A 25,961-nucleotide genomic window follows, 5' to 3' on the forward strand; every position below is an offset into this window, starting at 1 on the left:
ACCGTCACCGGGGAACCGCACCCCGTCCGCCGCCCGCACGGCGCCGTCAGGGCTTGTCGAACCGGGGGGTGTCCTGCGACTGGGCCTGCTGCTGGCCCTGCTGCGCGCCGTTGCCGCCCTCCAGGGCCTGCTGGCCCTCGGAGCCGCCGCCCGCGAGCTCGGCCTTCATCCGCTGGAGCTCCAGCTCGACGTCCGAGCCGCCGGAGATGCGGTCCAGCTCGGCGGTGAGGTCGTCCTTGGCCGTGCCGGACTGGTCGTCGAGCGCGCCGGAGGCGAGCAGCTCGTCGATGGCGCCGGAACGGGCCTGGAGCTCGGCCGTCTTGTCCTCGGCCCGCTGGACGGCCATGCCGACGTCGCCCATCTCCTCGGAGATGCCGGAGAACGCCTCGCCGATGCGGGTCTGGGCCTGGGCCGCGGTGTAGGTGGCCTTGATCGTCTCCTTCTTGGTGCGGAAGGCGTCGACCTTGGCCTGGAGGCGCTGCGCCGCGAGGGTCAGCTTCTCCTCCTCGGCCTGCAGCGTCTGGTGCTGCGTCTCCAGGTCGGTGACCTGCTGCTGGAGCGCGGACCTGCGGGAGAGCGCCTCGCGGGCGAGGTCCTCACGGCCGAGCGAGAGGGCCTTCTTGCCCTGCTCCTCCAGCTTCCCCGACTGGTTCTGCAACTGGCTGAGCTGAAGCTCCAGGCGCTTGCGGGACGTCGCGACGTCGGCAACACCGCGGCGCACCTTCTGCAGCAGTTCGAGCTGCTTCTGGTACGAGTAGTCGAGAGTCTCACGCGGGTCCTCGGCCCGGTCCAGGGCCTTGTTGGCCTTCGCGCGGAACACCATCCCCATACGCTTCATGACACCGCTCATGGGCCTCGCGCGCCCCCTTCGTCAACGGACTCGAGCCTCAGCACATCTGACAGCCCCCAGCCTACGGGGCCTGATTCCATTACCGCACTGTCCGGACGCCTCTGTGCTCCTCCTCGAGGACGATCGCCGCGGCGCTCTCTCCGGCTCAGGGAGTAGCCGCCGCGCGGCCCGGCCCCACAGCGTTGTCATATCGTTCCCCGCCTGGCTGTGGGCCACACCGGCGCACACCGTACGCTGGAGGCGTGTTCCGAAGCCGTTCGAAGGACGGGCAGGCCACCGACGCCACGCAGGCACCGGCCGCCGAGCCCCAGAAGACCCGCGACCCCGAGGCCCCGAAGGGCCGCCCGACGCCGAAGCGGAGCGAGGCGCAGAGCCAGCGCCGCTCGCTCGCGCAGGCCCCGGCCAACCGCAAGGAGGCGGCCAAGCGCCAGCGCGAGGCCCGCCGTGCCGACATGGCGAAGCAGCGCGAGGCGCTGGCCAGCGGCGACGAGCGGTACCTCCCGGCGCGCGACAAGGGCCGCGTGCGGCGCTTCGCCCGGGACTTCGTCGACTCCCGCTGGTGCGTCGCGGAGTTCTTCCTGCCGGTCGCCATCGTGATCCTGGTGCTCAGCATGGTCCCGTCGCAGCAGATGCGGAACATCTCGCTGCTGCTGTGGCTGTTCGTGATCGCCGCGATCATCCTCGACTCGATCGGTCTCGGCCTGCGCCTGCGGAAGGCGCTGAACGAGCGCTTCCCCGACGAGTCCAAGCGCGGCGCCGTCCGGTACGGCCTGATGCGTACGCTCCAGCTGCGCCCGATGCGCCTGCCGAAGCCGCAGGTCAAGCGCGGCGAACGGCCCTGATCGCGCAGGAGCTGGCAGCCCGCCAGCTCACCGAGCAGATCACCTCCCGCCTCGGCACCGGCCGCGAGCTGCGGGTGCTGGACGCGGGCCCGGGCCGGGGTGAGCAGATCCTGCGGCTGGCCCGTTCCGGGCACCGGGTGACCGGTCTCGCCGACCCCGATCTGCTGGACGTCGTCCGTGCCGCGCTCGACGGGGAACCGGAGGAGACGGCCGGGCGGGTCGACCTCGTCGGCGGTGCCGTCGCGGAGGCCGGGGCGCGCTTCGCGCCCGGTTCCTTCGACGTCGTGCTGTGCCACAGCGACCTGACCGAGGCCCGCGAGCCGGGGAACACGCTCGCCGGTCTCGCGCGGGTGCTGGCACCCGGCGGGCTGCTGTCCGTCGTCGTCCGCAACGACGACGCGCTGGCCGTGCACCCCGCGCGCCTGGGCGACTGGGACGCGGCGCTGGCCGCGCTCGACTACCCGGCGCGCGCCGAACACCCGCTGCGCCGCGAGACGTTCGCGCGCGCCATGTCGGGCGCCGGCACCCCGCTGAGCGCCTGGTACGGGATCGGCGTCTTCTCCTCGGGCCCGTCCGGCGACGGGCCGGACGAACCGGACCCGCGGATGCTGGACGCCGAGGAGCGCGCGGGCCGCACCGACCCGTACCGCTCCGTCGCGGCCCTGCTGCACCTGTGCGGGGTACGGGGCTGACTCACCCGCCGAGGACGGCGGGCCCGGACGGGACGACGGGGGCCGTGCACAGCAGCTCCAGCACCGCGCCGTCCAGCGGTCCGCGCCCGGTGAGCCCGTCGTAGTCGGTGGTGACGAGCATCGTGCCGCCGGTGAGGCAGACGCCCGAGGGCTGCCAGGCGGGGACGGGGACGTCGAGGAGGACGCGGCCCTCCGGCGCGAAGCAGCGCACGGCGGCGCCGCCGCGCAGCGCGCACCACAGCCGCCCGAACCCGTCGGCGGCCATCCCGCACGGCAGCCCGTCCGCCTCGGCCACCCGCGCCAGGGTGCGCGAGGGACGCCGCAGGGCCCCGGTGTCCGGGTCGACGGGATGGGCCTCGATGTTCCGGCCCGCGAGGTAGAGCGTGCCCCCGTCCGGGGCGAAGGCGAGGCCTCGGGGTGCGGGGCGGCCGCCGGGCGGCAGGGCCTCGGTGACGCTCCCGTCCGGGCCGAGCAGCAGGACGCCGCCCGCCTCGGTGCCCGCCCAGACCCGGCCGCGCGGATCGCTCGCGGCGCAGCTGAGCGGTTCGGTGCGGGTGAGCCACCGCGCTCCGGCGGCGGGGTCGCCGTCCAGCACGGCGAAGCCGCCGCCGCAGGCCACGAGCCAGTCCGCGCCGTCCCCGGCGAGCGGGGCCGCGGCGAGCAGGTGCGCGGGGAGCCGTGCGGGGCCCGCGAGTTCCTCCAGGTCCGCCTCGGGGCCCGGCTCGTCGGGGATCTTCAGCAGCCGCCCGCCGGTGACGTCGGCCAGGACGACGGTGCCGTCGCCGAGCAGCCGCGGGCCACCGCCCCTCTCCAGCCGGCCGGACGCGACCGGCCTTCCAGAACCCGGTGGTGAGGCGGACTTCTCGGGCAGCATGAGCGGTCTTCCTCCTCCGGCCCGTGCCGCGGGCCGTCGCACCGGGGGTGCCGCCCCGTACGCAGGTGCGGCCGTTCCCGGGACCGTACCCGCCCGCGAGCCGGAGGCACCGCACTCCGGCGGCGTGCTCCGGCGCGCGGGAGCGGTCACGGGCGGGCGCCGCGAGCCCTCCCCGTCGGGGCCTCGCGGCGCCCCCGCCGCGGGGCCGTCAGCCCGCGGCCTCCTCGGCGCTGAGGCTCATCGGCCCGTACACCGTGCTGCCGTCCTCCAGGAGGGTCACCTGTTCGGTGCCGCCCTCCAGGAGGTCCTTCCAGACCTCCCCGATCCAGGACTCGGCGTCCCCCTGCGTGGGGAACTCCTCGGGCGTGACCGCCGGTTCGGTCTCCGTCCCGTCGGCCTTCTCGAATCGCCACGTCCACGCCATGTGCGCCTCCCGACATCGACAGTTGCCTTCGGCAGACTAATGCCGGGTGCGCGGCCCACGTCCGGTCACGAGACGATCGTGGTGTGGAACTCACTCTGCTCGGCACCGGCGCACCCGCCGGACTCCCCCGCCCCGGCTGCCCCTGCGCGAGCTGTGCGGCCGCGGTCGGCGACGCCGCACGCGCCGCCACCGCACTGCTCGTCGACGCCACGCTGCTGCTCGACCTGACCCCGGGACCGGCCTTCGCCGCGGCCCGCGCCGGGCAGTCGCTGAACGGCGTGCGCCAGGTGTTCCTCTCCCACCCGCACAACGGTCCGGCGCGGGAGATCCCCGCCGGGCTCCCGGCCCCCGTCCGCGTACCGGACCGGCAGGAGCTGGCGCTGATCAGCGGTCACCGGGTGCGGGCCGTCGCGCTGGACGCGCCGGGCACCGGCTACGAGGTGACGGGCCCCGGCGGCGAACGGCTGCTGTACCTCCCGCCGGGCACGGCCCCCGCCGGGCTGGGCCCCGCGCCGGACGGCCCCGACGACCAGGACGCGCGGGCGGACGGCACCGGCCCGTACGAGATGGTCGTGCTGGACGTCGTCGGGCGCCCGGACGCGCTGGCCCGGCTGCGGGCCTCCGGCGCGGTGACCCCGACGACCGACGTCGTCGCCGTCCACCTCGACCACGACGTCCCGCCGTCCGAACTGCCCCGCAGGCTCGCCGCGGCGGGCGCCCGCGCGGTGCCGGACAGCACGACGCTGACGGTCGGCGAGTACCACGAGGTGCCGGACGTGCCGCGGCGGACGCTGGTCCTCGGCGGCGCCCGCTCGGGCAAGTCGGTGGAGGCGGAGCGGCGGCTGGAGAGCTTCCCCGGCGTGGTCTACGTCGCCACCGGCGGCACCAGGGACGGGGACCCGGAGTGGGCCGAGCGCGTCTCCACGCACCGCGAGCGGCGGCCCGCCTCCTGGCGCACGGAGGAGACCCGCGACCTGGTGCCGCTGCTCGCCGCGGAGGGCCCGCCGCTGCTCGTCGACTGCCTGGCGCTGTGGCTGACGTACGCGATGGACGAGGTCGGCGCCTGGGACGACGCGCGCTGGGCGGACGGCGGCGCCGGGGCGCTGGCGGAACGGGTCGCGGCGCTCACGGCGGCGGTGCGGGAGACGCCGCGCACCCTCGTCGCGGTGAGCAACGAGGTCGGCTCCGGCGTCGTCCCGGCGACGGCCGCCGGGCGGCGCTTCCGGGACGAACTGGGGCGGCTGAACGCGGCGTTCGCGGCCGAGTGCGAGCACGTACTGCTCGTCACGGCGGGCATCGCGCAACCACTGCGCGGCTGACGGCACCGGCGCGCGTGCCTCCCGCGCCCGCGCGGACGGGCCCGCGGCGCCCGCCCACGCGTACCGGCGCACGCGGGTGGTGCCGTACGCTTCGCGACCATGAGTGACCGCACCTCGGACCGCGACCGTGCCCGTGACCTGGACCTGGACGACTTCTCCGATCTCATCGAGCGCCCGCACGGCGGACGCCGCCGCGAGGCCGAGGAGCGGCGGGCCCGGATGGAGCTGCCCCCTCGGGCGCTGGGCCGGCTGGACGATCTCGCGGAGTGGCTGACGGCGGCCCAGGGCCGCGTCCCGGCCGAGCCGGTGCGCAGCCCCCGCCTGGTGCTCTTCGCCGGTGACCACGGCGTCGCCGGGCAGGGCGTCTCGACCCGGGCCGCGGGCAGCGCGTCCGAGCTGGTGCGCGCCGCGCTGGACGGCACCTCGGCCGAGGCGGTGCTGGCCCGACGGGCCGGAGTCCCGGTGCGGGTGGTCGACATGGCGCTGGACTGCGATCCGGACGCGTTCCCCGAGGAGGTGACGCGGTACCGGGTGCGCCGCTCCTCCGGCCGGCTGGACGTCGAGGACACGCTGACCGCCGAGGAGGCGGAGCGGGCCTTCCGCGCGGGCATGGCCGTCGCCGACGAGGAGGCCGACCGGGGCACCGACCTCGTCGTCCTGGGCGACCTGTCGGTGGGCGGCACCACGGCGGCGGCGACGCTGATCGCCGCGCTCTGCGGAACGGACGCCTCCGTCGTCACCGGCCGGGGCAGCGGGCGGATCGACGACCTCGCGTGGATGCGCAAGTGCGCCGCCGTACGGGACGGTCTGCGCCGGGCCAGGCCGGTGCTGGGCGACCAGCTGAAGCTGCTGGCGGCGGTCGGCGGCGCCGACCTGACGGCCGTCACCGGCTTCCTGCTCCAGTGCGCGGTGCGGCGGACGCCGGTGATCCTGGACGGCGTGGTGTCGGCGGCCTGCGCGCTGGTGGCGCAGCGGGTCGCCTTCCGCGCGCCCGACTGGTGGGTGGCGGGCCACGTGAGCGGCGAGCCCGCGCAGGAGAAGGCCCTCGACCGGCTCTCCCTCGACCCGCTGCTCGCCCAGGACGTGGCCCTCGGCGGCGGCGCGGGCGCCCTGCTGGCGCTGCCGCTGGTGCAGGCCGCCGCCCAGCTCACCGCCGAACTGCCGGTCGCGGACGCGCCGTCGGCCGAGGACGGCGCGGCGGACGAGGCCCTGGACGCGGTCGACGCCACGTGACCGCGCAGGACCCCGCCGCTCAACTCCCCTCCCCCGCCCGCCCGTCCGAGGGTCTGCGCTTCGCGCTGGGCACGCTGACCGTGCTGCCCGTACGGGTGGAGCGCTGGGACCGCCCGGCCGCCAGGACCGGGATGCTGTGCGCGCCGGGCGCCGGGCTCGTCGTCGGCCTGGCCGCGGCGGCCGCCGGGTGCCTGCTGCTGGTGCTGGGCGCGTCGCCGCTGCTCGCGGCCGTGGTCGCCGTCGCCGTCCCGGCGGCGCTGACCCGGGGGCTGCACCTGGACGGGCTGGCGGACGTCGCGGACGGGCTCGGCAGCGGGAAGCCGGCGGACGACGCGCTGCGGATCATGAAGCAGTCGGACATCGGCCCGTTCGGGGTGATCACCCTCGTCCTGGCGCTGCTGGGCCAGATCGCCGTGCTGAGCGAGCTGTTCGCGCGGGGCTGGGCGGCCGGGGGCACGGCCGTCGTGGTCTCCGCCGTGGTGGCCCGTACGGCGCTGACGCTGGCCTCCCGCTCCGGTGTCCCGGCCGCGCGGCCCGAGGGGCTGGGCGCCGCCGTCGCCGGAACCGTCCCCGCCGCCCGGGCCCGCGCCGCGGCGGCCGTGGTCGCGCTGCTCGCCGCGCTCGCCGGGGCCGCACTCGGCGGCGTCCCGGGGGCCGTGGCGTACGCGGCCGCCGCCGTGCTGGGGCTCGCCGCGGGCGAGGCGCTGCTGCGGCACTGCCGCCGCCGCTTCGGCGGGGTCACCGGCGACGTCTTCGGCGCGCTGGCGGAGACCGCGGCCACCGCGACGCTGGTCGTCCTCGCTCTCGGCTGAGCGGACCGCCCGTTCAGGGATACCGATCCGCCTGCCGGGTACGGGAGTTGACCGGCGGCAGGGGCGCCGTCCCCGTCGCGGGCCGGGGCGGGACGGCGTACCGGCCGGCGGCCCGGGAACGGGCGAACAGGCCGGTACGGACGGGCCGGTAGCGCATAGGGTCGCGAAAACGCCCGGGATCACACGGGCATACCATGCCCGAAGTGCCCGAAGCCGTCCCAGAGATACCCGGCTTCATCAAGGAAGAAGGTCTCCCCCACAGTGTCTGCACTGACTCTCAGCACCTCGTCCGCCGCGACGCTGCGCGCGGACGCGGTCGTCATCGGCATCGCCAAGGGCCGCCCCTCGGGCAAGGCCGCCGTCTCCGTCGCCCCCGGCGGCGAGGCCGTGGACACGGCGTTCGGCGGGAAACTCGCCACCACGCTGGACACGCTCGGGGCGAGCGGCGCCGAGGGCGAGGTCACCAAGGTCCCCGCCCCGGCGAGCGGGGTGAAGGCGCCGGTCGTGCTCGCGGTCGGGCTCGGTGAAGCGCCCGCCGAGGGCGAGCCGTTCGCGCCCGAGGTGCTGCGCCGCGCGGCCGGTTCGGCGGCGCGCGCCCTGTCCGGTACCAAGAAGGCCGCGTTCGCGCTGCCCGTCGAGGACGTCGCGGCCGTCGCCGCCGTCGCCGAGGGCGCGCTGCTGGGCGCGTACGCCTTCACCGCGTACCGCGGCAACAGCGGCGACGCCGGCAAGGACGCCGCGGGCAAGAAGTCCGCGAAGGCCGAGAAGGCCGGTGACGCCTCCGCGCCGCTCGCCGAGATCGCCGTCGTCGGCGCCAAGCCGCGCGACAAGGAGCACAAGGCCGCGGTGGAGCGCGCCCAGGTGCTCGCGGACGAGGTGCACCGCGCGCGCGACCTCATCAACACCCCCTCGAACGACCTCACCCCGAAGACCTTCGCCGCGCAGGCGCAGGCCGCGGCCAAGGAACACGGCCTGAAGGCCGAGGTGCTGGACGAGAAGGCGCTGGCGAAGGGCGGCTACGGCGGCATCCTCGGCGTCGGCCAGGGCTCGGCCAACCCGCCCCGGCTGGTGCGGATTTCGTACACCCACCCCAAGGCGGAGAAGACCCTCGCGCTCGTCGGCAAGGGCATCACCTACGACTCGGGCGGCATCTCGCTCAAGCCCGCCGGGCACAACGAGACGATGAAGTCCGACATGAGCGGCGCCGCCGCCGTGTTCGGCGCGGTCGTCGCGGCCGCCAGGCTCGGCGTCCGGGCCAACGTGACGGGCTGGCTGGCCCTCGCGGAGAACATGCCCTCCGGCACCGCCACCCGCCCCGGTGACGTGCTGACGATGTACAGCGGCAAGACCGTCGAGGTGCTCAACACCGACGCGGAGGGCCGTCTGGTCCTGGCCGACGCGCTGACCCGCGCCTGCGAGGAGTCCCCCGACGCGCTCGTGGACGTCGCGACGCTGACCGGCGCGATGGTGCTGGCCCTCGGCAAGCGCACCTTCGGCGTGATGGCGAACGACGAGGCGTTCCGTACCGCGGTGCACGAGGTGGCCGAGGACGCGGGCGAGGACTCCTGGCCGATGCCGATGCCCGCGTACCTGCGCCAGGGCATGGACTCGCCGGTCGCCGACATCGCCAACATGGGCGACCGGATGGGCGGCGGCCTGGTGGCCGGGCTGTTCCTCCAGGAGTTCGTCACCGAGGGAACCCCCTGGGCGCACCTGGACATCGCGGGCCCGTCCTTCAACGAGTCCGGCCCGTACGGCTACACGCCCAAGGGCGGCACCGGTTCGGCGGTCCGCACGCTGCTGCGGCTCGCGGAGGAGACCGCGGAGGGCGGCCTCGGCTGACGTCCGCTCCGCACGGGGCGGTTCCGCCGGGCGCACGGTCCGGCGGAACCGCCCCCGGCCGGGGTGAGAGACCGGCCACACCGCGCCGGACGTCCGCGCGCGTGCGGGAGCGCGCCCGTACGGCACCGACGCCGGTGTCACCAGGCACGGGAGAGGCGTGATCGCTCTGGGCGAACGGGCCCCCGGAGGCCACTTCACCGGCCCGGCGTCCCGGCTCCGGCCGACAAGTGCGAAGATGGATCCCCGGCAGGACAGGGCCCCAGCGCACGGCTTCACCCAAAGCCGAGTCAGGGCCGAGTAAACAGCGGCCGCACATACAGCCGCCCGGTCACAGGAGACCGGCTCCGGCGTACCCATGCATGGAGGACGTGACGTGGCGAACGACGCCAGCACCGTTTTCGACCTAGTGATCCTCGGAGGCGGTAGCGGCGGTTATGCCGCTGCCCTGCGCGGGGCGCAGCTGGGTCTCGATGTCGCCCTGATCGAGAAGAACAAGCTGGGCGGTACCTGCCTGCACAACGGCTGCATTCCCACCAAGGCGCTGCTGCACGCCGGCGAGCTGGCCGACCAGGCCCGCGAGGGTGCCGAGTTCGGCGTGAAGACCACCTTCGACGGCATCGACATCGAGGGCGTCCACAAGTACAAGGACGGGGTCATCTCCGGCCTGTACAAGGGCCTGCAGGGCCTGGTCGCCTCCCGCAAGGTGACCTACGTCGAGGGCGAGGGCAAGCTCACCTCCGCCACCTCCGTCGACGTCAACGGCCAGCGCTACGAGGGCCGCCACATCCTGCTGGCGACCGGCTCCGTGCCCAAGTCCCTGCCCGGCCTGGAGATCGACGGCAACCGGATCATCTCCTCGGACCACGCGCTGAACCTGGACCGCGTGCCGAAGTCGGCCATCGTCCTCGGCGGCGGCGTCATCGGCGTCGAGTTCGCCTCCGCGTGGAAGTCCTTCGGCACGGACGTCACCATCGTCGAGGGTCTGCCGCACCTGGTCCCGGCCGAGGACGAGAGCAGCTCCAAGCTGCTGGAGCGGGCCTTCCGCAAGCGGGGCATAAAGTTCCAGCTCGGCTCCTTCTTCGAGAAGGCCGAGTACACGGACGGCGGCGTCAAGGTCTCCCTCGCCAACGGCAAGGAGTTCGAGGCCGAGGTCCTGCTCGTCGCGATCGGCCGCGGCCCGGTCTCCCAGGGCCTGGGCTACGAGGACGCCGGGGTCGCCATGGACCGCGGCTTCGTCACCGTCGACGAGTACTGCCGGACGAACGTTCCGACGATCTCCGCCGTCGGCGACCTCATCCCCACGCTCCAGCTGGCGCACGTCGGCTTCGCCGAGGGCATCCTCGTCGCCGAGCGGCTCGCGGGCCTCAACCCCGTGCCGGTCGACTACGCCGGTGTGCCGCGCGTGACCTACTGCCACCCCGAGGTCGCCTCCGTCGGCCTCACGGAGCAGCAGGCCAAGGACGCGTACGGTGCGGACAAGGTCGTCACGCTCAAGTACAACCTCGCGGGCAACGGCAAGAGCAAGATCCTCAAGACCACGGGTGAGATCAAGCTCGTCCAGGTCCGCGACGGTGCCGTGGTCGGCGTCCACATGGTCGGTGACCGCATGGGTGAGCAGGTCGGCGAGGCCCAGCTGATCTACAACTGGGAGGCGCTGCCCGCCGAGGTGGCACAGCTCATCCACGCCCACCCGACGCAGAACGAGGCCCTCGGCGAGGCGCACCTGGCCCTCGCGGGCAAGCCGCTGCACTCCCACGACTGACCGTACGTCGGGCGCGACGCACGACCACATCCGCACTTTTAAAGGAGCAACCGAAACCATGGCGGTTTCCGTATCCCTGCCGGCGCTCGGCGAGAGCGTCACCGAGGGCACCGTCACCCGCTGGCTGAAGGCCGAGGGTGAGCACGTCGAGGCCGACGAGCCGCTGCTCGAGGTCTCGACCGACAAGGTCGACACCGAGATCCCGGCCCCCGCTTCCGGGACCCTCTCCTCCATCAAGGTCGCCGAGGACGAGACCGTCGAGGTCGGCTCCGAGCTGGCGATCATCGACGACGGCTCCGGCGCCCCCGCGGCCGAGGCCCCCGCCGCCGAGCCGGCCCCGGCCGCCGAGCCGGAGCCCGCGGCCGAGGCCGCCCCGGCGCCCGCCGCCGAAGCCGCTCCGGCAGCCCCGGCCGCCGGTTCCGCCGAGGGCACCGACGTGGTGCTGCCGGCGCTCGGCGAGTCCGTCACCGAGGGCACCGTCACCCGCTGGCTGAAGCAGGTCGGCGAGGAGGTCTCCGAGGACGAGCCGCTGCTCGAGGTCTCCACCGACAAGGTCGACACCGAGATCCCGGCCCCGGCTTCCGGCACCCTGCTGGAGATCACCGTCGGTGAGGACGAGACGGCCGAGGTCGGCTCGAAGCTCGCCGTCATCGGCGCCGCCGGTGCCGCCCCGGCCGCCGCCGAGGCCCCGGCCGCTCCGGCTCCGGCCGCCGAGCCCGCGCCGGCCCCGGCTCCGGCTCCGGAGCCCGCTCCGGCTCCGGCCGCCCCCGCGGCGCCCGCCGCCCCGGCTCCGGCCCCGGCCGCCGCTCCGGCTGCCCCGGCTCCGGTCGCGGGTGACGCCGAGGGTGCGTACGTCACGCCGCTGGTGCGCAAGCTGGCCGCCGAGCACGGGGTGAACCTCTCGCAGGTCCAGGGCACCGGCGTCGGTGGCCGTATCCGCAAGCAGGACGTCGTGGAGGCCGCCGAGGCCGCCAAGGCTCCGGCCCCGGCTGCCGCTCCGGCCGCCGCCGCTCCGGCCGCCGCGTCGAAGGCTCCGGTCATCGAGGCGTCGCCGCTGCGGGGTCAGACGGTGAAGATGCCGCGGATGCGCAAGGTCATCGGCGACAACATGATGAAGGCCCTGCACAGCCAGGCCCAGCTCACCAGCGTGGTCGAGGTCGACGTCACCAAGATCATGAAGCTGCGCGGCCGCGCCAAGGACGCCTTCGCAGCCCGCGAGGGCGTGAAGCTCTCCCCGATGCCCTTCTTCGTCAAGGCAGCCGCCCAGGCGCTGAAGGCCCACCCGGCCGTCAACGCCCGCATCAACGACGACGAAGGCACCATCACCTACTTCGACGTCGAAAACATCGGCATCGCCGTCGACGCCGAAAAGGGCCTGATGACCCCCGTCATCAAGGAGGCCGGGAACCTCAACCTGGCCGGCATCGCCAAGAAGACCGCCGAGCTGGCGGGCCGGGTGCGCAACAACCAGATCTCCCCCGACGACATGTCCGGGGCGACCTTCACCGTCAGCAACACCGGTTCGCGCGGCGCCCTGTTCGACACGGTCATCGTGCCGCCGAACCAGGTCGGCATCCTCGGCATCGGCGCCACCGTCAAGCGCCCCGTCGTCGTGGACCACCCGGAGCTCGGCGAGACCATCGCCGTGCGCCACATGACCTACCTCGCCCTCTCCTACGACCACCGTCTCGTGGACGGCGCCGACGCGGCCCGTTACCTGACCACGGTCAAGCAGATCCTGGAGGCCGGCGAGTTCGAGACCGAGCTGGGCCTGTAAGGACCCGCTCGGCTCGCAGCCGCAGCACCTCGGCGCCCCCGCCCGGACATGTCCGGGCGGGGGCGCCGTCGTCGTATCCGGCCGAAGCGGCCCGTTCCGGTCTGCGGGGCGCGTACGGTGTCGTCGCTGCTCGGGGGCCGGGTCGGCGCGTACGGGCGGCACAGGGGCGCTGAGGGTGCGGCTCGCGCCCCCGCATCCGTTCGACTCCGGCGGCCCGGACCGGGGCCGGTGGGGACATACGTACGGGAGCACCGTCGGGACCAGCTGATCCGTACGAAAAGCCGTGCGGGGGATCACAGTGTGCGCTGCGACCAGCACGTACTGCCGTGGCCTGTGCACCGATATCGTCTAGTCATCCGTCCCCGCGCTGAGGAGCACCTCCATGACCCCGCCCGTCGTCCACTCGCTGCGCGAGCAGATCCACGAGCACATCGTGGACGGGATCGTGAGCGGGCGGTGGAAGCCGGGCGAGCGGATCGTGGAGCGGCGGATCGCGGCGGAGCTGGAGGTCAGCCAGACGCCGGTGCGGGAGGCGCTGCGCGAACTGGAGGGGCTGCGGCTGATCGAGTCGGCGCCGAACAAGGGGGTGCGCGTGCGGGAGCTGTCCGCCGCGGACCTGGAGGAGATCTACCCCGTGCGGGCCGGTCTGGAGCAGATCGCGGCCGAGCTGGCGGCGCCGCTGCTGGCCGAGGACACCTCGGCACTGCGGCCGCACGTGGAGGCGCTGTACGCGGCGGACCGGGAGAGCGACGGGGAGGCGCAGGTGCGGCACACCGTGGGCTTCCACCGGGAGCTGGTGCGCGCCTCGGGGAACAGCGTGCTGCTGCACACCTGGGAGTCGCTCGGGATCGAGGTGTGGACGGCGCTGTCGATCCGCTGGCTGGGCACCCGGCAGCAGAGCTACGCGGAGGAGCACCAGGCCGTGGTGGAGGCGTTCGAGCGGCGGGACCCGGACATCGGCCCCCTGGTCAAGCGGCACGTGCTGGGCTGCGCGCCGCGCGCGTAGCGGGTTCGGCGCGACCCCTCCGAGGCGCCCTGAGGGCGGTATGCGGGACGGGACGGCAAAACGGGCGAAGCCCTGCAAAACGTGAGGCACTCGGTGCACCCTTCCGGGGCACGGAATGCCAATTTCGCCTTGTGAGGCACTTTTTCACCCCCAAGCTTTGATCGATCATCGATCGTGGGCGTACAGTCCAGTCGCTGGGGCTCTCCCCTGTCCTGCCCCTTCAGGGAAAACCCAGCCCCACCCCCAAACTTCTTTCTAGGAGAGCGCTGAAGGTGGACCCCCGGTCCTCAGCACACCCCTAGCCGTCCGTCCGGAAGGTGGCCACCATGCCCGACCCCGTCGACGACGTGCAGGCCCAGGCCGCACGCAACCGTCCGAGCGAGCTCGATCAGCTCCCGGACCGCGACCCTCAGGAGACCGCCGAGTGGCGCGAGTCGCTGGACGCCGTGACCGAGAACGCCGGTCCGCACCGCGCCGCCTACCTGATGCGCCGCACGCTCGGGCACGCGCGTGAGACCGGCCTGAACGTTCCGGACGTCCTGGAGACGGACTACGTCAACAGCATCCCCACCGCCGCCGAGCCGGAGTACCCCGGCGACGAGGCGATGGAGTCCCGGATCACCGCCTGGAACCGCTGGAACGCGGCGGCCATGGTCTCCCGCGGCTCCAAATACGGCGTCGGCGGCCACATCGCCACCTTCGCGTCCGCGGCCTGGCTGTACGAGACGGGCTTCCAGCACTTCTTCAAGGGCAAGGATGCCGACGGCTCCGGCGACCAGATCTACGTCCAGGGCCACGCCTCCCCAGGCGTCTACGCCCGCGCCTTCCTCGACGGCCGGCTGACCGAGGACAACCTGGAGCACTTCCGCCGCGAGTCCGGCGGCAACGGCCTGCCCTCGTACCCGCACCCGCGGCGCCTGCCCTGGCTGTGGGAGTTCCCCACGGTCTCCATGGGCCTGGGCCCGATCTCCGCGGTCTACCAGGCGCGGTTCAACCGCTACCTGGCCAACCGCGGCATCAAGGACACCGCCGCCTCGCACGTGTGGGCCTTCCTCGGTGACGGCGAGATGGACGAGCCGGAGTCGACCGCCTCCCTCGCCCTGGCCTCCCGCGAGGGCCTGGACAACCTGACCTTCGTCATCAACTGCAACCTGCAGCGGCTCGACGGTCCGGTGCGCGCCAACTTCAAGATCGTGCAGGAGCTGGAGGCCCAGTTCCGCGGCGCCGGCTGGAACGTCGTCAAGTCCCTGTGGGGCACCGCCTGGGACGAGCTGTTCCAGCTCGACACCACCGGCGCCCTGGTACGCCGCCTCCGCGAGGTACCGGACGCGCAGATCCAGACGTACCAGACCCGCGACGCGGCATACATCCGCGAGCACTTCTTCGGCTCCGAGCCGGCGCTCGTCGAGATGGCGAAGCTGCTGTCCGACGACAAGATCCTGGACTGCTTCCACAACTCCCGCGGCGGCCACGAGCCCCGCAAGGTGTACGCCGCCTACAAGGCCGCGGTGGAGCACAAGGGCGCGCCGACCGTCATCCTCACCCAGACCGTCAAGGGCTGGACGCTGGGCGACGGCTTCGCGTCGAAGAACGCGAACCACCAGATGAAGAAGCTCTCCGGCGACGAGTTCCGCGACATGCGTGACCTGCTGGAGCTGCCGATCCCGGACTCCGCGCTGGAGGGCGACACCGTCCCGTTCTGGCACCCGGGCGAGAACTCCCCCGAGGTCCAGTACCTCAAGGACCGGCGCTCGCAGCTCGGCGGCCTGGCCCCGGCCCGCAAGGTCGCCCCGAAGCCGCTGCCGGCCCCGGCCGAGAAGGCGTTCACCTCCTTCGACAAGGGCTCCGGCAAGCAGTCGGTCGCCTCCACCATGGCGTTCGTCCGCCTGGTGAAGGACCTGCTGCGGGACAAGGAGACCGGCAAGCGCTGGGTGCCGATCGTCCCGGACGAGGCGCGCACCTTCGGCATGGAGTCGCTCTTCCCGTCCGCCGGCATCTACTCGCCGAAGGGCCAGACGTACGAGCCGGTCGACCGCGACCAGCTGATGTACTACAAGGAGGCCAAGGACGGCCAGGTCCTCAACGAGGGCATCACCGAGGCCGGTTCGATGGCGGACTTCATCGCCGCCGCCACGTCCTACGCGACGCACGGCGAGCCGATGATCCCCTTCTACATCTTCTACTCGATGTTCGGCTGGCAGCGCACGGCCGACCAGATGTGGCAGCTCGGCGACCAGCTCGGCCGCGGCTTCCTCATCGGCGCCACCGCGGGCCGCACCACCCTCACCGGTGAGGGCCTCCAGCACGCCGACGGCCACACCCCGCTGATCGCCGCCACCAACCCGGCCGCGCTCAGCTACGACCCGGCCTTCGCGTACGAGGTCGCGGCGATCGTCAAGGACGGTCTGCGCCGGATGTACGGCGAGGACCCGGAAGACGTCTTCTACTACCTGACGGTCTACAACGAGCCGATGCCGCAGCCGGCCAAGCCCGAGGGCGTGGACGAGGGCATCCTCAAGGGCCTGTACCGGTTCAACACCGCCGAGCAGGCCATCGAGGGCTCCTCGCTGCCCGCCAACGCGCCGCGCATCCAGCTGATGTCCTCCGGCACGGCGATGCACTGGATCCTCAAGGCGCAGCAGATGCTCGCCGAGGAGTGGGGCGTCGCCGCGGACACCTGGTCCGCCACCTCCTGGACGGAGCTGCGCCGGGACGCCATGGAGTGCGACGCCGCCGCGATCCGCGGCGAGGAGCGCACCCCGTACATCCAGCGCGCGCTGGACGGTGCGCAGGGCCCGGTGCTGGCCGTCTCGGACTACATGCGCCAGGTGCAGGACCAGATCGCGCAGTGGGTCGAGCAGGACTGGACCTCGCTCGGCACGGACGGCTTCGGCCTGTCCGACACCCGTGACGACGCGCGCCGCCACTTCGGCGTCGACGCCGAGTCCGTGGTCGTCGCGGCGCTGGCCCAGCTGGCCAAGCGCGGCGAGGTCAAGCACGAGCAGGTGAAGCAGGCGGCCGAGAAGTACGGCCTGGCCTGATCCGGGTGGGCCCGGGGCCCGCACACACGGCGGCGGCCGCCGTCCCCTTCGGAAAGGGGGCGGCGGCCGCCGTTCGTCCTGCGCGGGCGCGGATCAGTCCGCGCGCTGCTCGTCGGGGTGGCTGCGGATCTTGAGGATCGCGGCGGCCAGCCCGCCCCAGACGATGGTGATGGCGATGATCATCATCACGATGGCACCGGTGGACATCAGCGGTCCTCCTTCGTGGGTGCGACGGGCTCGTCCCCCGCCGGGGCGCCGGACTCGTCCCCGGCGCCGATGGCGGTCTCCCGCCGCCACGGGATCAGCGAGAGCAGGATGCCGATCGCCAGGGCGCCCCCGGCGACGGCCCAGCCCGCCCAGGCGACGAAGCTGTCCGGATAGCCGCCGTAGTTCTCCGCGAACTCGCCGCGCAGACTGTCGAACAGCATCCAGCCGAGCATCACCGGCGTGACGACACTGAGGCAGATCCGCCACAGGAAGCCCATCGGGACGGCGGACGTCGCGTTGATGTCGTCCTGCTGCGCCTTCAGCCTGCCGCGCAGCATCCAGCACACGACGATCAGGAAGACGAACGCGGCCAGGACGATGCCGTACTGGTTGATGAAGTGGTCGGCCGAGTCCAGCAGCGACAGACCCTGGTTCGTCGGGAAGAGGAGCAGCGAGACGAGGGCCATGGCACCGCCGACGATCAGCACGGCCGGGACCCGCTTCATGCCCGTACGGTCGCGGACCGCGGAGATGACCACCTCGACGATGCTGACCAGCGAGGTCAGGCCCGCGATGGCCAGCGAGACGAAGAAGCAGACGCCGAAGAAGGTGCCGAGCGGCATCTGCGAGATGACCGTCGGGAAGGCGATGAAGGCCAGGCCCACGCCGTCGCTCACGACCTCGCCCACGCCGACCCCGTTGGCCTGCGCCATGAAGCCCAGCGTCGCGAACACGCCGATCCCGGCGAGGATTTCGAACGAGCTGTTGGCGAACCCGGCGACGAGCGCGGAGCCCGACAGGTCGGCCTTGCGGCCCAGGTACGAGGCGTACGTGATCATGATGCCGAAGCCGATGGACAGCGAGAAGAAGATCTGGCCGTAGGCCGCGACCCACACGCTGCCGTCGGTGAGCGCGCCCCAGTCGGGGCGGAAGAGCGCGTCGAGGCCCTCGGCAGCGCCGTCCAGGGTGACGGCCCGGACCACCAGCGCGACGAAGAAGACGAGCAGGGCCGGGATGAAGACCATGTTGGACTTCTCGATGCCCTTCCGCACGCCCAGCGCGATAATCGCCAGGATGACGACCCAGACGAACAGCAGGGGCCAGAAGACCCCGCCGACGAACTCCGAGGGCATCCCCGGACTGTCGGAGGTCTGGAGGAAATCACCGCCGAAGAACGCCTCGGCGTCCTCGCCCCACTGCGAGCCGAAGGAAAATCCGGTGTACCGGACGGCCCAGGCCACGATGACGGCGTAATAGATGCCGATGACGGTACAGACCGCGACCTGCCACCAGCCGATGAACTGGGTGGGACGGGACATCTCCCGCATCGCGGCCGGCGGTGACTTCCGGTACCTGCGGCCCACCGAGTACTCGAGGATGAGCAGCGGGAGTCCGGCGGTGAGGAGCGCGACGAGATAGGGCAGCAGGAAGGCCCCGCCGCCGTTCTTGTACGCCTCCGCGGGAAAGCGCCAGATGTTTCCGAGACCGACGGCCGAGCCGATCGCGGCCATCAGAAATCCGGCTCTGCTCCCCCACTGTTCACGGGGTTGATTTGCCATACATCAATTCCTTACACGGATGAAGTAAGCGAACGTTAGCAGCGGGTACCGCGGAATGCGCCCCTCCTGCTTCCGCCGGATCAGCCTCAACTCCCGCCACCGGTACGCCCGCTGGGCACGCCGGGCCCGAGCGGCCCCGACGCACGACAGGAGGCAGGAAACCAGCCGGAGAACACCATTGGGCTCCACTCGGGTAACGAGCGGGCCGCAGCCGCCCCGCTCCACGTGCGCACGGCCTGCTGAGGCCCGATCCTGGTCGCGTGGTGACTCCGCCCATGACTGACGTCGCGGGCTTTCTGGACCGGTGGCTAGGCACCGTCACAGAGGGCCAGCCCGGCCCTGTGCAGGACGTTCAACGCGCCGACGCGGTCCGCGTCGGCCACCAGGCCGCATCTGACGCACTCGAACTCGGCCCGGGTGACACGGTTCTCCCCGCTGACGTGCCCGCATCCGCCGATCCGCAGCGGGCACGTACGGGAGGTGTTGCGGGCGTCCACCGGAATCACACGGCGAGCGGCACTCTCAGCCTTCTGCGCCAGGATCCCCAGGAACTGCCCCCAACCCGCGTCGAGGATGCTGCGGTTGAGCCAGGCCTTCGCGGCGGCCCCGTTCGGGAGGAAGGCGCCGTCGTTCCCGGGGTCGGGCCTGGGTGCGGGCGCCTTGGTCATGCCCGCGGTGTTCAGCTTCTCGTGCCCGACCACGTCGTGCTGCCGCACGAGGCCGAGCGCGGTCTTGTGATGGTGGTCGAGCCGCTGACGGCGGATCTTCGCATGCAGCCCGGCGACCTTCCGCGCCGCTGCCCGGTGCTTCTTCGTGCGTTGCCCGGTGCGCCTGGGGAATGTCGACAGATGCCGCTGGGCCTTGGCCAGTTCGTCGGCCATCGTGGCGAGGAACCCGGGGTTCTCGGTGTGCTCGCCGCCCGAGTCGGTGAGGAAATGCACCGTTCCCATGTCGATGCCGACAATGCTGCCCGTCTCGGGCAGAGGTGCGACGGGGACTTCGTCGCAGGAGAGCACGACGTACCAGCGACGGCCCTCCCGCTTGATACCGACCGTCTTGACCCGGCCCCGCACCGCGCGGTGCCGGTGCACGCGGACGTGCCCGACACCTTGCAGACGCACGCGGGTCTGCTTGTCCTGCGGAGTCGAGTCCCAACGGCAGCCGTCCCCGTCCTTGGGGAAGGTCACGGTGTCGAAGTGCCCGACGCCCCGGAAACGGGGGTATCCAGGGGCCAGTCCGGCCCTCACCCGCCGGAAGAATGCCTGGAACGCCCTGTCCAGCCTGCGCAAGGTGGCCTGCTGCGAGCTGAACGACCAGCGCCCCTGATGCTTCGGGTCAAACGCCCTGATCTCCCTGAGCTGCGCGGACTGCTCCCGGTACCTCACACTCGTCCTGGAGACGTGCCGGTAGGCGTCACGTCGCTCCTGCAACGCGCCGTTGTAGAGCGAGCAGTGGTCCCGAAGCATCTCCGCGAGAGCCGTCTCCTGACGGACGGTGGGACGAAGCAAGAACTTGTAGGCACGCCTCATCCCCGCCTCACCTCCACGACCAAAGCCAGCGCGATCACGCTACCGGGCTCCACTGACAACACCCCCAGATCCGTGCAGAAAGCGGAGGTCACACCAGTGAGAGCAGTCGTTCCCCACCCCGCCGAAGCGGGACACCCCCGGGCCACACGATGATGGAAGAGACGGAGTTCTGGGAGCTGATCGACTCCGCCAGGACCGCGGCGGACGGGGATGCCGACGAGCAGGGTGAGCTGCTCGTCGACCGGCTGGCGCAGCTCGATCCGGATGCGGTGACCTGCTTCGCGCAGCACTTCGAGTCCCGGTACAACCGGGCGTACCAGTGGGATCTGTGGGCCGCCGCGTGGATTCTGCTGGACGGGGCCAGTGACGACGTCTTCTCCTCCTTCCGGTGCTGGCTGATCGGGCAGGGCCGGGAGGTCTTCGAGAACGCGGCGCACGACGCGGACACCCTGGCCGGGCTGCTCGGCGAGTTCGACGCGGACCTCGACGGGGACGGCGAGGAGCTCGGCTTCACGGCCGACGACGCGTACGAGCAGCTGACCGGGCAGGAGCTGCCCGAACTGGGCCTGCCGGAGCCGCCGGAGGAGCCGGTCGGGGTGCCGCTCGACCTGGAGGACGAGCGGGCGCTGGCCGAACGGCTGCCCAAACTCTGGGAGCGTTTCCGGGCCTGACGGCACGTAGGGGTTGCCGGGGCGGGTCGCGCGCGGGCCGGTGGCGCGGGCTGGGGCCGCTCGCGGCAGGATGTGCGGCATGCGTATCGCGGTCACCGGTTCCACCGGTCTCATCGGGTCAGCTCTCACCCGCTCGCTCCGCTCCGACGGGCACGACGTCGTACGCCTCGTCCGCCGTCCCTCGGAGGCGGGCGACGAGGTGGAGTGGGACCCCAAGCGGCAGTACGTCGACACCGCGGGGCTCGTCGGCTGCGAGGCCGTCGTGCATCTCGCCGGTGCCGGGGTGGGCGACCGGCGGTGGACGGCCGCGTACAAGAAGGAGATCCGGGACAGCCGGGTGCTGGGGACGGCCGCCGTCGCGGACGCGCTGGCCTCGCTCGACACCCCGCCCGCGACGCTGGTCGTGGGCACGGCCGTCGGCTACTACGGGGACACCGGGGACCGGGCCGTCGACGAGAGCGCCCCGCCCGGGCACGGCTTCCTCGCCGACGTCTGCCAGGAGTGGGAGGAGGCCGCCGCCGAGGCGGAGGAGGCGGGCATCCGCACGGTGTACGCGCGTACCGGTCTGGTCGTCGCGCGCGGCGGCGGGGCCTGGGGGAAGCTGTTCCCGGTCTTCAAGGCGGGGCTCGGCGGGCGGCTGGGGGACGGCAGCCAGTACTGGAGCCACATCGCGCTGCACGACCACATCGCCGCGCTGCGGCACATCCTCGACACGGAGGAGCTGACGGGCCCGGTCAACCTGACGGCCCCGGACCCGGTGACCAACCGCGAGGTGACCGCGGCGATGGCCCGGGTGCTGCGCAGGCCCGCGCTGTTCCCCGTCCCGGCGGCCGCGCTGCGCGCCGCGCTCGGCGACTTCGCGGAGGACGTGCTGGGCAGCCAGCGGGTGCTGCCGACGCAACTGCTGGAGTCCGGCTTCGACTTCGCCTTCCCCGGGATCGAGGAAGCGGTACGGGCCGCGCTGCGCTGACCGTCGCGGCCGGGCCGGGTGCGACCCGGTGTGCGCCCGTGCCCCCAGGCGTGCGCGGCCCGTGCGGCGGCATGGAAGGGCGGCCAACTCGGGTATGAGACGGGCCGGTTGAGCAACAGGGGCGTCATCGGGGACGCCTCCGGCGCGCGTCGACCGCGGGGAGGCACCGTGCTCATCAGCAGCGCAGCAGGCACCGGCCGCACGCAGGACGCCGACGTCGTCGTGGTGGGCGCGGGGGTGTCCGGGCTCGCGGCGGCGCACCATCTGGCCCGCGCCGGGGTGCGGGTCCTCGTCCTGGAGGCGGAGGACCGTACCGGCGGGCGGATGGCGACCGACGGCGTCGACGGCTACCGGCTGGACCGCGGCGGCCAGTTGCTCTGTCCCGACTGGCCGGAGCTGGCCCGGCTGCCGGCGCTCGCCCCGCTCGCGCTGCGGCCGTTCGCGCCGGGCGCGCTGCTGCGGGCCGGGGAGCGCACCTACCGGGTGGGCGATCTGCGCCACCCGGGGCTGCCGGGCCGTCCGGCGGGCGGGGGGCGTGCGCCGGTGCCGGGCCAGGCCGCGCGGGGCGAGCGGGTGCAGCGGGGTTTCGGGGCCGCCCGTGCGCAGGCGACGGCGCGGACCCGGTGGGCGATGACGGGCGCGCTGGACGTGGTCCGGCTGCGGACGGCGCTGACCCGGTTCGCGGCGACCTCGCCGCAGCGGCTGCTGTCCCGGCCCGAACTCCCGGCGGGGCAGGCGCTGTCGGCGCGGGGGCACAGCGTGCACATGGTCGAGCCGCTGATCCGTCCGCTGCTCGCGGCGCTGCTGTCCGACCCGGGTCTGACGACGTCGAGCCGGATCGCCGACGTGACCCTGCGCGGCTTCGTCCGCGCGGGCCTGTGCCTGCCGGCGGGCGGGCTCGACGCCGTGCCCCGGCTGCTGGCCGGGGCGCTGCCGGAGGGCACGGTGCGGACGGGGGTGCGGGTGACGGCGGTGACCACGAACAGCGTGACGACCGAGGAGCACGGGGTGCTCTCCTGCCGTGCCGTGGTCATCGCGACGGGGGCGCGCGCCGCCGCCGGGCTGCTGCCGGGGCTGCGCGTCCCGGACTTCCATCCGGTGACGGTGCTGCACCACGCGGCCGACGAACCGCCGCTGCTGTCCCCGGCGTTGGTGGTGGAGGGCGGGACGCGGCGCGGTCCCGTCTCGCACACCTGGGTGGCCTCCGCCGTCGATCCGACCCGGTCCCGGCCGGGGCTGCCGCTGGTGACCTCGGTGGTGCTGGGCGCGGCCGCCGGTGATCCGCCGTCGGTGCTCGACAAGGCGGCCCGGGCCCAGCTCGGGGCGCTGTACGGGGCGTCGGCGGAGCGCTGGTCGCTGCTGTCGGCGACGCGTGACGACTGCGCGGTACCGGCGATGCCGGCGCCGCACGACGTACGGCGTCCGGTGCGGGTTCTGTCGGGTCTCTACGTATGCGGGGACCACCGGGACACGAGTACGGCGCAGGGTGCGCTGACCTCGGCGCGGCGGGCGGCGCAGGAGGTGCTGCGGGACTTCGGGCTGCCGCTGCCCACTCCGGGAGGCCGGGCCGAGAGGGCTGCGGCCTGAGCCGGGGAACGGGCTCACCACGCACCCCAGGAGAATCGAACACCTCTCCCAACTCCCCTTTTCACCAGGGAGTTTTGTCAGTGGTGGCCAGTAAGGTGGATACCGAACCGCTTGGGGTTCCGATTCTTGAGGAGGTCCGCCGATGACCGCTGCCCGCACCCTGACAGCACCGAGGACAGCTCCCCGCACGTCCGGCTCCGCCCCGTCCCGCGCCCGCGCGGGTGCCCAGCGTCCGCTGCCCGGCATGTCCGTACTGCCGGTTCTCCCGAAGAAGCCGCTCCCGGCCGGAATGCCGCGCGAGTGGTACGAATCCCACAACCGCAGGCTGAAGGCGATGCGGATCGCCATCGCCCTGCTCGACTCCGGCGTCTACACCCCGTACCAGGCGCGCAACCGCGCGATACGCCGGGCCGCGGCCCGGATCGGCGTGCGTCCGCCGTCCAACACCACGTGCCGGATGGTCCGTTCACTGCTGCCGTGACACCTCCTCCACGACAGTCCGGGGTCCCGTCGCCCGCCGGGGCGACGGGACCCCGTCCGTCCTCTTCGGGGCCGCTCGGCCCGGAGGGCCCTGTTCAGCCCTGTGGTAGCTTGCGCAGGCCAGCCGACCCCACGGGGCCAGGGAATCCGGTGCGAGACCGGAACTGACGCGCAGCGGTGAGGGCGAGCGGACGGGCACACGCCACTGGAGCAGCTCCGGGAAGGCGTCCGGCCGCGACGACCCCGAGTCCGAAGACCTGCTGGCACCGCCGTCCGGGCAGTACGGGCGGCGCACGACGCCGGGCTTCGCGAACGAGCCTCCGACGGAGAAGGACCACCTGTGGCCGCGTACCCCCTGTCATGCCGCCCGTCACGCGCGATACGCGGAGCCGTCGTGGCCCTCGCCTCGACGCTGCTTCTCACCTCGTGCGGCTCCGGCGGCACGGGCCGGGACGGCGGCACGGACGGTGGCGGCGGTGCGGCGGCTGGTTACCCGAAGACGCTGCGCAACTGCGGGCAGAAGGTCACGGTCGAGGCGCCGCCGAAGCGCGCGGTCTCCCTCAACCAGGGCACGACCGAGATCATGCTCTCCCTCGGCCTCGCCGACCGGATGAGCGGCACCGCCACCTGGACCGACCCGGTGATGAAGGGCCTCGGCAAGGAGAACGCGAAGGTGGAGCGGCTGGCCGACAACGGCCCCTCCTTCGAGCGCGTCCTGGAGGAGGAACCGGACTTCGTGGCCTCGTCCTTCGAGGCCACCCTCGGCAAGGGCGGCGTCGCCCCGCGCGAGGACTTCGAAGAACTCGGCGTCTCCACCTACCTCTCCCCCACCGACTGCAACAAGGCCGAGGGCAGCAACGGCGACGGCGCCCGCGAGAAGCCCCTCACCCTGGACACCGTGTACGGCGAAATCCGGGACCTGGCAGAGGTGTTCGGGGTGGAGGAGCGCGGCGAGAAGCTCGTCGCGCGGCTGAAGGAACGCACCCGCGAGGCCACGGAGGACGTGGACGCATCCGACGCCCGCCTCATGTACTGGTTCGCCAACTCCCGCTCGCCGTACCTCGCCGGATGCTGCGGCGCCCCCGGGGTCATCACCAAGGCCGTCGGGGCGAAGAACGTCTTCGACGACACGCACGACGAGTGGCCGCAGATCGGCTGGGAGAAGGTCGCCGACCGGAACCCGGACGTGATCGTCCTCGGTGATCTGACCCGCAGGAGCGAGACGGCGGAGACCGCCCGCGCGAAGATCGAGTGGCTGGAGTCGAACCCGGTCACGCGCGAGATGCGGGCCGTGAAGAAGAAGCGGTACGTCCTGCTCAGCGGACAGGCGATGAACCCGTCCCTCCGCACCGTCGAGGGCATCGAGGAAGTCGCCCGGAAGCTGGACGAGTTCGGGCTCACGAAGTGACGGCGCGGCCGGAGGCCGGGCGGGGAAGCCGGTTCGCCCAGGCCGGGCGGTCCCCGGGCCGGGGGCCCGGGCGCCTCGCGGCGCTGGGGGGCGGCGGGCTGCTTCTGCTGGTGCTGTCCGTCGCCGTCGCGATCACCATCGGGCCGGCAGAGCTGGCGGTCGGGGACGTCTTCCGCGTCGTCGCCGGAAAGCTGAGCGGCACCGAGACCGGGCTGACCGCGATCCGGGAGGGCATCGTCTGGGAGCTGCGGCTGCCCCGGACCGCGGCCGCCGCCGTCTGCGGCGCCGGGCTCGCGCTCTGCGGGGCGGTGCTCCAGTCCCTGCTGCGCAACCCGCTGGCCGACCCGTTCGTCCTCGGGGTCTCCTCGGGGGCCTCGACGGGCGCGGTCACGGTCGTCGTGCTCGGGGTCGGCGGGGGCGCGGTGTCGCTGTCGGCGGGCGCGTTCGCGGGCGCCGTCGTCTCGTTCGGGCTCGTCCTGCTGCTGGCGCAGATCTCGGGCGGCACCACGGACCGGGTGCTGCTCTCCGGTATCGCCGGGATGCAACTGTTCTCCGCGCTGACCTCCTTCATCGTGCTCACCTCCGCCGATGCCGAGCAGACCCGCGGCGTGCTGTTCTGGCTGCTGGGTTCGCTCTCCGGCGCGGGCTGGGGTGAAGTGGCGCTGTGCGCCGGGGTACTGGCCGCCGTCCTGGTGACGTGCCTGGCCCGTGCCGACGCCCTCGACGCCTTCGCCTTCGGGCCCGAGGCGGCCGCGGCGCTCGGCGTCTCCGTGCGCCGCGTCCGGCTGCTCCTGCTGCTGGTGACCGCGCTGCTCACCGCCGTGCTGGTCAGTGTGGCGGGCGCGATCGGCTTCGTCGGCCTGGTGCTGCCGCACGCGGCGCGCGCGGTCTCCGGCTCGGGGCACCGGCGGCTGCTGCCGACCGCCGCGCTGGCCGGGGCGGTGTTCCTGGTGTGGGTGGACACGGCGGCCCGGACGCTGCTGGACCCGCGGGAAATCCCCGTCGGGGTGGCCACGTCACTGATCGGCGTGCCCGCCTTCGTACTGATCCTGCACCGCAGCCGGAGCGTCCGGTGA

At 73.2% G+C, this 25,961-nt stretch carries 22 protein-coding genes and 1 riboswitch; of the genes, 16 read left to right on the forward strand and 6 right to left on the reverse strand.

Features of this window, described 5'->3' with window-relative positions; translation table 11 throughout:
* Window positions 1–46: 46 nt before the first annotated feature.
* A complete protein-coding gene (locus HCC30_RS10585; protein ID WP_169442164.1) occupies window positions 47–850 on the reverse strand; it encodes a PspA/IM30 family protein in 804 nt (267 codons plus the stop codon).
* A gap of 242 nt (window positions 851–1,092) precedes the next feature.
* Here HCC30_RS10585 and HCC30_RS28525 point away from each other — a divergent pair, with 242 nt between their 5' ends.
* Both HCC30_RS28525 and HCC30_RS28530 read left to right on the forward strand, forming a co-directional pair.
* Complete coding sequence (locus tag HCC30_RS28525) at window positions 1,093–1,692, forward strand: DUF3043 domain-containing protein (protein ID WP_169442165.1); 600 nt, start codon at window positions 1,093–1,095, stop codon at window positions 1,690–1,692.
* Between the two features lie 38 nt (window positions 1,693–1,730).
* Window positions 1,731–2,384 carry a methyltransferase domain-containing protein gene (locus HCC30_RS28530; protein ID WP_346776583.1) on the forward strand — a complete coding sequence of 218 codons (654 nt, stop codon included), beginning with the start codon at window positions 1,731–1,733 and terminating at the stop codon, window positions 2,382–2,384.
* Between the two features lies 1 nt (window position 2,385).
* On the opposite strand, the gene HCC30_RS10600 is transcribed toward HCC30_RS28530, so the two are convergent.
* Together HCC30_RS10600 and HCC30_RS10605 are read right to left on the reverse strand one after the other, a co-directional pair.
* Entirely contained in the window at window positions 2,386–3,258 is an 873-nt protein-coding gene (locus HCC30_RS10600; protein ID WP_169442166.1) for an SMP-30/gluconolactonase/LRE family protein, read from the reverse strand.
* A gap of 208 nt (window positions 3,259–3,466) precedes the next feature.
* On the reverse strand, window positions 3,467–3,682 hold the full coding sequence (locus HCC30_RS10605; protein ID WP_169442167.1) for a hypothetical protein: 216 nt from the start codon (window positions 3,680–3,682) through the stop codon (window positions 3,467–3,469).
* 83 nt (window positions 3,683–3,765) lie between these two features.
* Between HCC30_RS10605 and HCC30_RS10610 the strand changes: the two genes are divergently transcribed.
* From HCC30_RS10610 to aceE, 8 genes are all read left to right on the forward strand, one after another.
* On the forward strand, window positions 3,766–5,001 hold the full coding sequence (locus tag HCC30_RS10610; RefSeq protein ID WP_169442168.1) for a bifunctional adenosylcobinamide kinase/adenosylcobinamide-phosphate guanylyltransferase: 1,236 nt from the start codon (window positions 3,766–3,768) through the stop codon (window positions 4,999–5,001).
* A gap of 99 nt (window positions 5,002–5,100) precedes the next feature.
* Complete coding sequence (locus tag HCC30_RS10615) at window positions 5,101–6,234, forward strand: nicotinate-nucleotide--dimethylbenzimidazole phosphoribosyltransferase (protein ID WP_169442169.1); 1,134 nt, start codon at window positions 5,101–5,103, stop codon at window positions 6,232–6,234.
* Window positions 6,231–7,046: an adenosylcobinamide-GDP ribazoletransferase gene (locus tag HCC30_RS10620; RefSeq protein WP_169442170.1), complete on the forward strand. Its 816-nt coding sequence runs from the start codon at window positions 6,231–6,233 to the stop codon at window positions 7,044–7,046. Before HCC30_RS10615 ends, HCC30_RS10620 begins: the two co-directional genes overlap by 4 nt.
* A 261-nt stretch (window positions 7,047–7,307) precedes the next feature.
* A complete protein-coding gene (locus HCC30_RS10625; protein WP_169442171.1) occupies window positions 7,308–8,888 on the forward strand; it encodes a leucyl aminopeptidase in 1,581 nt (526 codons plus the stop codon).
* Between the two features lie 373 nt (window positions 8,889–9,261).
* A complete protein-coding gene (gene lpdA / locus HCC30_RS10630; protein WP_169442172.1) occupies window positions 9,262–10,650 on the forward strand; it encodes a dihydrolipoyl dehydrogenase in 1,389 nt (462 codons plus the stop codon).
* A gap of 58 nt (window positions 10,651–10,708) precedes the next feature.
* Entirely contained in the window at window positions 10,709–12,427 is a 1,719-nt protein-coding gene (gene sucB / locus HCC30_RS10635; protein WP_169442173.1) for a 2-oxoglutarate dehydrogenase, E2 component, dihydrolipoamide succinyltransferase, read from the forward strand.
* Window positions 12,428–12,809: 382 nt separating this feature from the next.
* Window positions 12,810–13,433, forward strand: a complete 624-nt coding sequence (locus HCC30_RS10640) for a GntR family transcriptional regulator (protein ID WP_169442174.1) — start codon at window positions 12,810–12,812, stop codon at window positions 13,431–13,433.
* Between the two features lie 326 nt (window positions 13,434–13,759).
* Window positions 13,760–16,474 (forward strand): pyruvate dehydrogenase (acetyl-transferring), homodimeric type, encoded by a 2,715-nt coding sequence (gene aceE / locus HCC30_RS10645; RefSeq protein ID WP_169442175.1) that lies wholly within the window; start codon window positions 13,760–13,762, stop codon window positions 16,472–16,474.
* Window positions 16,475–16,567: 93 nt separating this feature from the next.
* On the opposite strand, the gene HCC30_RS10650 is transcribed toward aceE, so the two are convergent.
* The 3 genes from HCC30_RS10650 to HCC30_RS10660 all read right to left on the reverse strand — a co-directional run bounded on the left by HCC30_RS10650 (window position 16,568) and on the right by HCC30_RS10660 (window position 19,769).
* The gene (locus HCC30_RS10650; RefSeq protein WP_169442176.1) at window positions 16,568–16,681 is read right to left on the reverse strand and encodes a methionine/alanine import family NSS transporter small subunit; all 114 of its coding nucleotides are present in this window, start codon (window positions 16,679–16,681) and stop codon (window positions 16,568–16,570) included.
* A complete protein-coding gene (locus HCC30_RS10655) occupies window positions 16,681–18,240 on the reverse strand; it encodes a sodium-dependent transporter (protein ID WP_169442177.1) in 1,560 nt (519 codons plus the stop codon). Before HCC30_RS10655 ends, HCC30_RS10650 begins: the two co-directional genes overlap by 1 nt.
* 308 nt (window positions 18,241–18,548) lie before the next feature.
* Window positions 18,549–19,769: an RNA-guided endonuclease TnpB family protein gene (locus HCC30_RS10660; protein ID WP_169442178.1), complete on the reverse strand. Its 1,221-nt coding sequence runs from the start codon at window positions 19,767–19,769 to the stop codon at window positions 18,549–18,551.
* A 149-nt stretch (window positions 19,770–19,918) separates the two neighbouring features.
* Between HCC30_RS10660 and HCC30_RS10665 the strand changes: the two genes are divergently transcribed.
* From HCC30_RS10665 to HCC30_RS10690, 6 genes are all read left to right on the forward strand, one after another.
* Window positions 19,919–20,440: a DUF4240 domain-containing protein gene (locus HCC30_RS10665; protein ID WP_169442179.1), complete on the forward strand. Its 522-nt coding sequence runs from the start codon at window positions 19,919–19,921 to the stop codon at window positions 20,438–20,440.
* 70 nt (window positions 20,441–20,510) lie between these two features.
* Window positions 20,511–21,410, forward strand: a complete 900-nt coding sequence (locus HCC30_RS10670; RefSeq protein ID WP_169442180.1) for a TIGR01777 family oxidoreductase — start codon at window positions 20,511–20,513, stop codon at window positions 21,408–21,410.
* Window positions 21,411–21,578: 168 nt separating this feature from the next.
* The gene (locus HCC30_RS10675) at window positions 21,579–22,997 is read left to right on the forward strand and encodes an NAD(P)/FAD-dependent oxidoreductase (RefSeq protein WP_346776572.1); all 1,419 of its coding nucleotides are present in this window, start codon (window positions 21,579–21,581) and stop codon (window positions 22,995–22,997) included.
* A gap of 244 nt (window positions 22,998–23,241) precedes the next feature.
* Window positions 23,242–23,478, forward strand: coding sequence for a hypothetical protein (locus HCC30_RS10680; RefSeq protein ID WP_206323674.1), 237 nt, complete (start codon window positions 23,242–23,244; stop codon window positions 23,476–23,478).
* Window positions 23,479–23,617: 139 nt separating this feature from the next.
* Window positions 23,618–23,736: riboswitch (cobalamin riboswitch) on the forward strand.
* A 135-nt stretch (window positions 23,737–23,871) separates the two neighbouring features.
* Complete coding sequence (locus HCC30_RS10685; protein WP_346776573.1) at window positions 23,872–24,885, forward strand: ABC transporter substrate-binding protein; 1,014 nt, start codon at window positions 23,872–23,874, stop codon at window positions 24,883–24,885.
* Between the two features lie 83 nt (window positions 24,886–24,968).
* Window positions 24,969–25,961: an iron chelate uptake ABC transporter family permease subunit gene (locus HCC30_RS10690; RefSeq protein WP_206323675.1), complete on the forward strand. Its 993-nt coding sequence runs from the start codon at window positions 24,969–24,971 to the stop codon at window positions 25,959–25,961.

It is taken from the genome of Streptomyces sp. HNM0574 (assembly GCF_012726235.1).
Taxonomy (GTDB): Bacteria; Actinomycetota; Actinomycetes; order Streptomycetales; family Streptomycetaceae; genus Streptomyces.

Excerpts from the sequence above, each read along its gene's own strand:
- HCC30_RS10655 (WP_169442177.1), bottom strand. The coding sequence starts at position 18,240 with ATGGCAAATCAACCCCGTGAACAGTGGGGGAGCAGAGCCGGATTTCTG.
- HCC30_RS10585 (WP_169442164.1), bottom strand. The coding sequence starts at position 850 with ATGAGCGGTGTCATGAAGCGTATGGGGATGGTGTTCCGCGCGAAGGCC.
- aceE (WP_169442175.1), top strand. The coding sequence starts at position 13,760 with ATGCCCGACCCCGTCGACGACGTGCAGGCCCAGGCCGCACGCAACCGT.
- HCC30_RS10680 (WP_206323674.1), top strand. The coding sequence starts at position 23,242 with ATGTCCGTACTGCCGGTTCTCCCGAAGAAGCCGCTCCCGGCCGGAATG.
- HCC30_RS10600 (WP_169442166.1), bottom strand. The coding sequence starts at position 3,258 with ATGCTGCCCGAGAAGTCCGCCTCACCACCGGGTTCTGGAAGGCCGGTC.
- HCC30_RS10605 (WP_169442167.1), bottom strand. The coding sequence starts at position 3,682 with ATGGCGTGGACGTGGCGATTCGAGAAGGCCGACGGGACGGAGACCGAA.
- HCC30_RS10615 (WP_169442169.1), top strand. The coding sequence starts at position 5,101 with ATGAGTGACCGCACCTCGGACCGCGACCGTGCCCGTGACCTGGACCTG.
- HCC30_RS10670 (WP_169442180.1), top strand. The coding sequence starts at position 20,511 with ATGTGCGGCATGCGTATCGCGGTCACCGGTTCCACCGGTCTCATCGGG.
- HCC30_RS10660 (WP_169442178.1), bottom strand. The coding sequence starts at position 19,769 with ATGAGGCGTGCCTACAAGTTCTTGCTTCGTCCCACCGTCCGTCAGGAG.
- HCC30_RS10650 (WP_169442176.1), bottom strand. The coding sequence starts at position 16,681 with ATGTCCACCGGTGCCATCGTGATGATGATCATCGCCATCACCATCGTC.
- HCC30_RS10665 (WP_169442179.1), top strand. The coding sequence starts at position 19,919 with ATGATGGAAGAGACGGAGTTCTGGGAGCTGATCGACTCCGCCAGGACC.
- HCC30_RS10640 (WP_169442174.1), top strand. The coding sequence starts at position 12,810 with ATGACCCCGCCCGTCGTCCACTCGCTGCGCGAGCAGATCCACGAGCAC.
- sucB (WP_169442173.1), top strand. The coding sequence starts at position 10,709 with ATGGCGGTTTCCGTATCCCTGCCGGCGCTCGGCGAGAGCGTCACCGAG.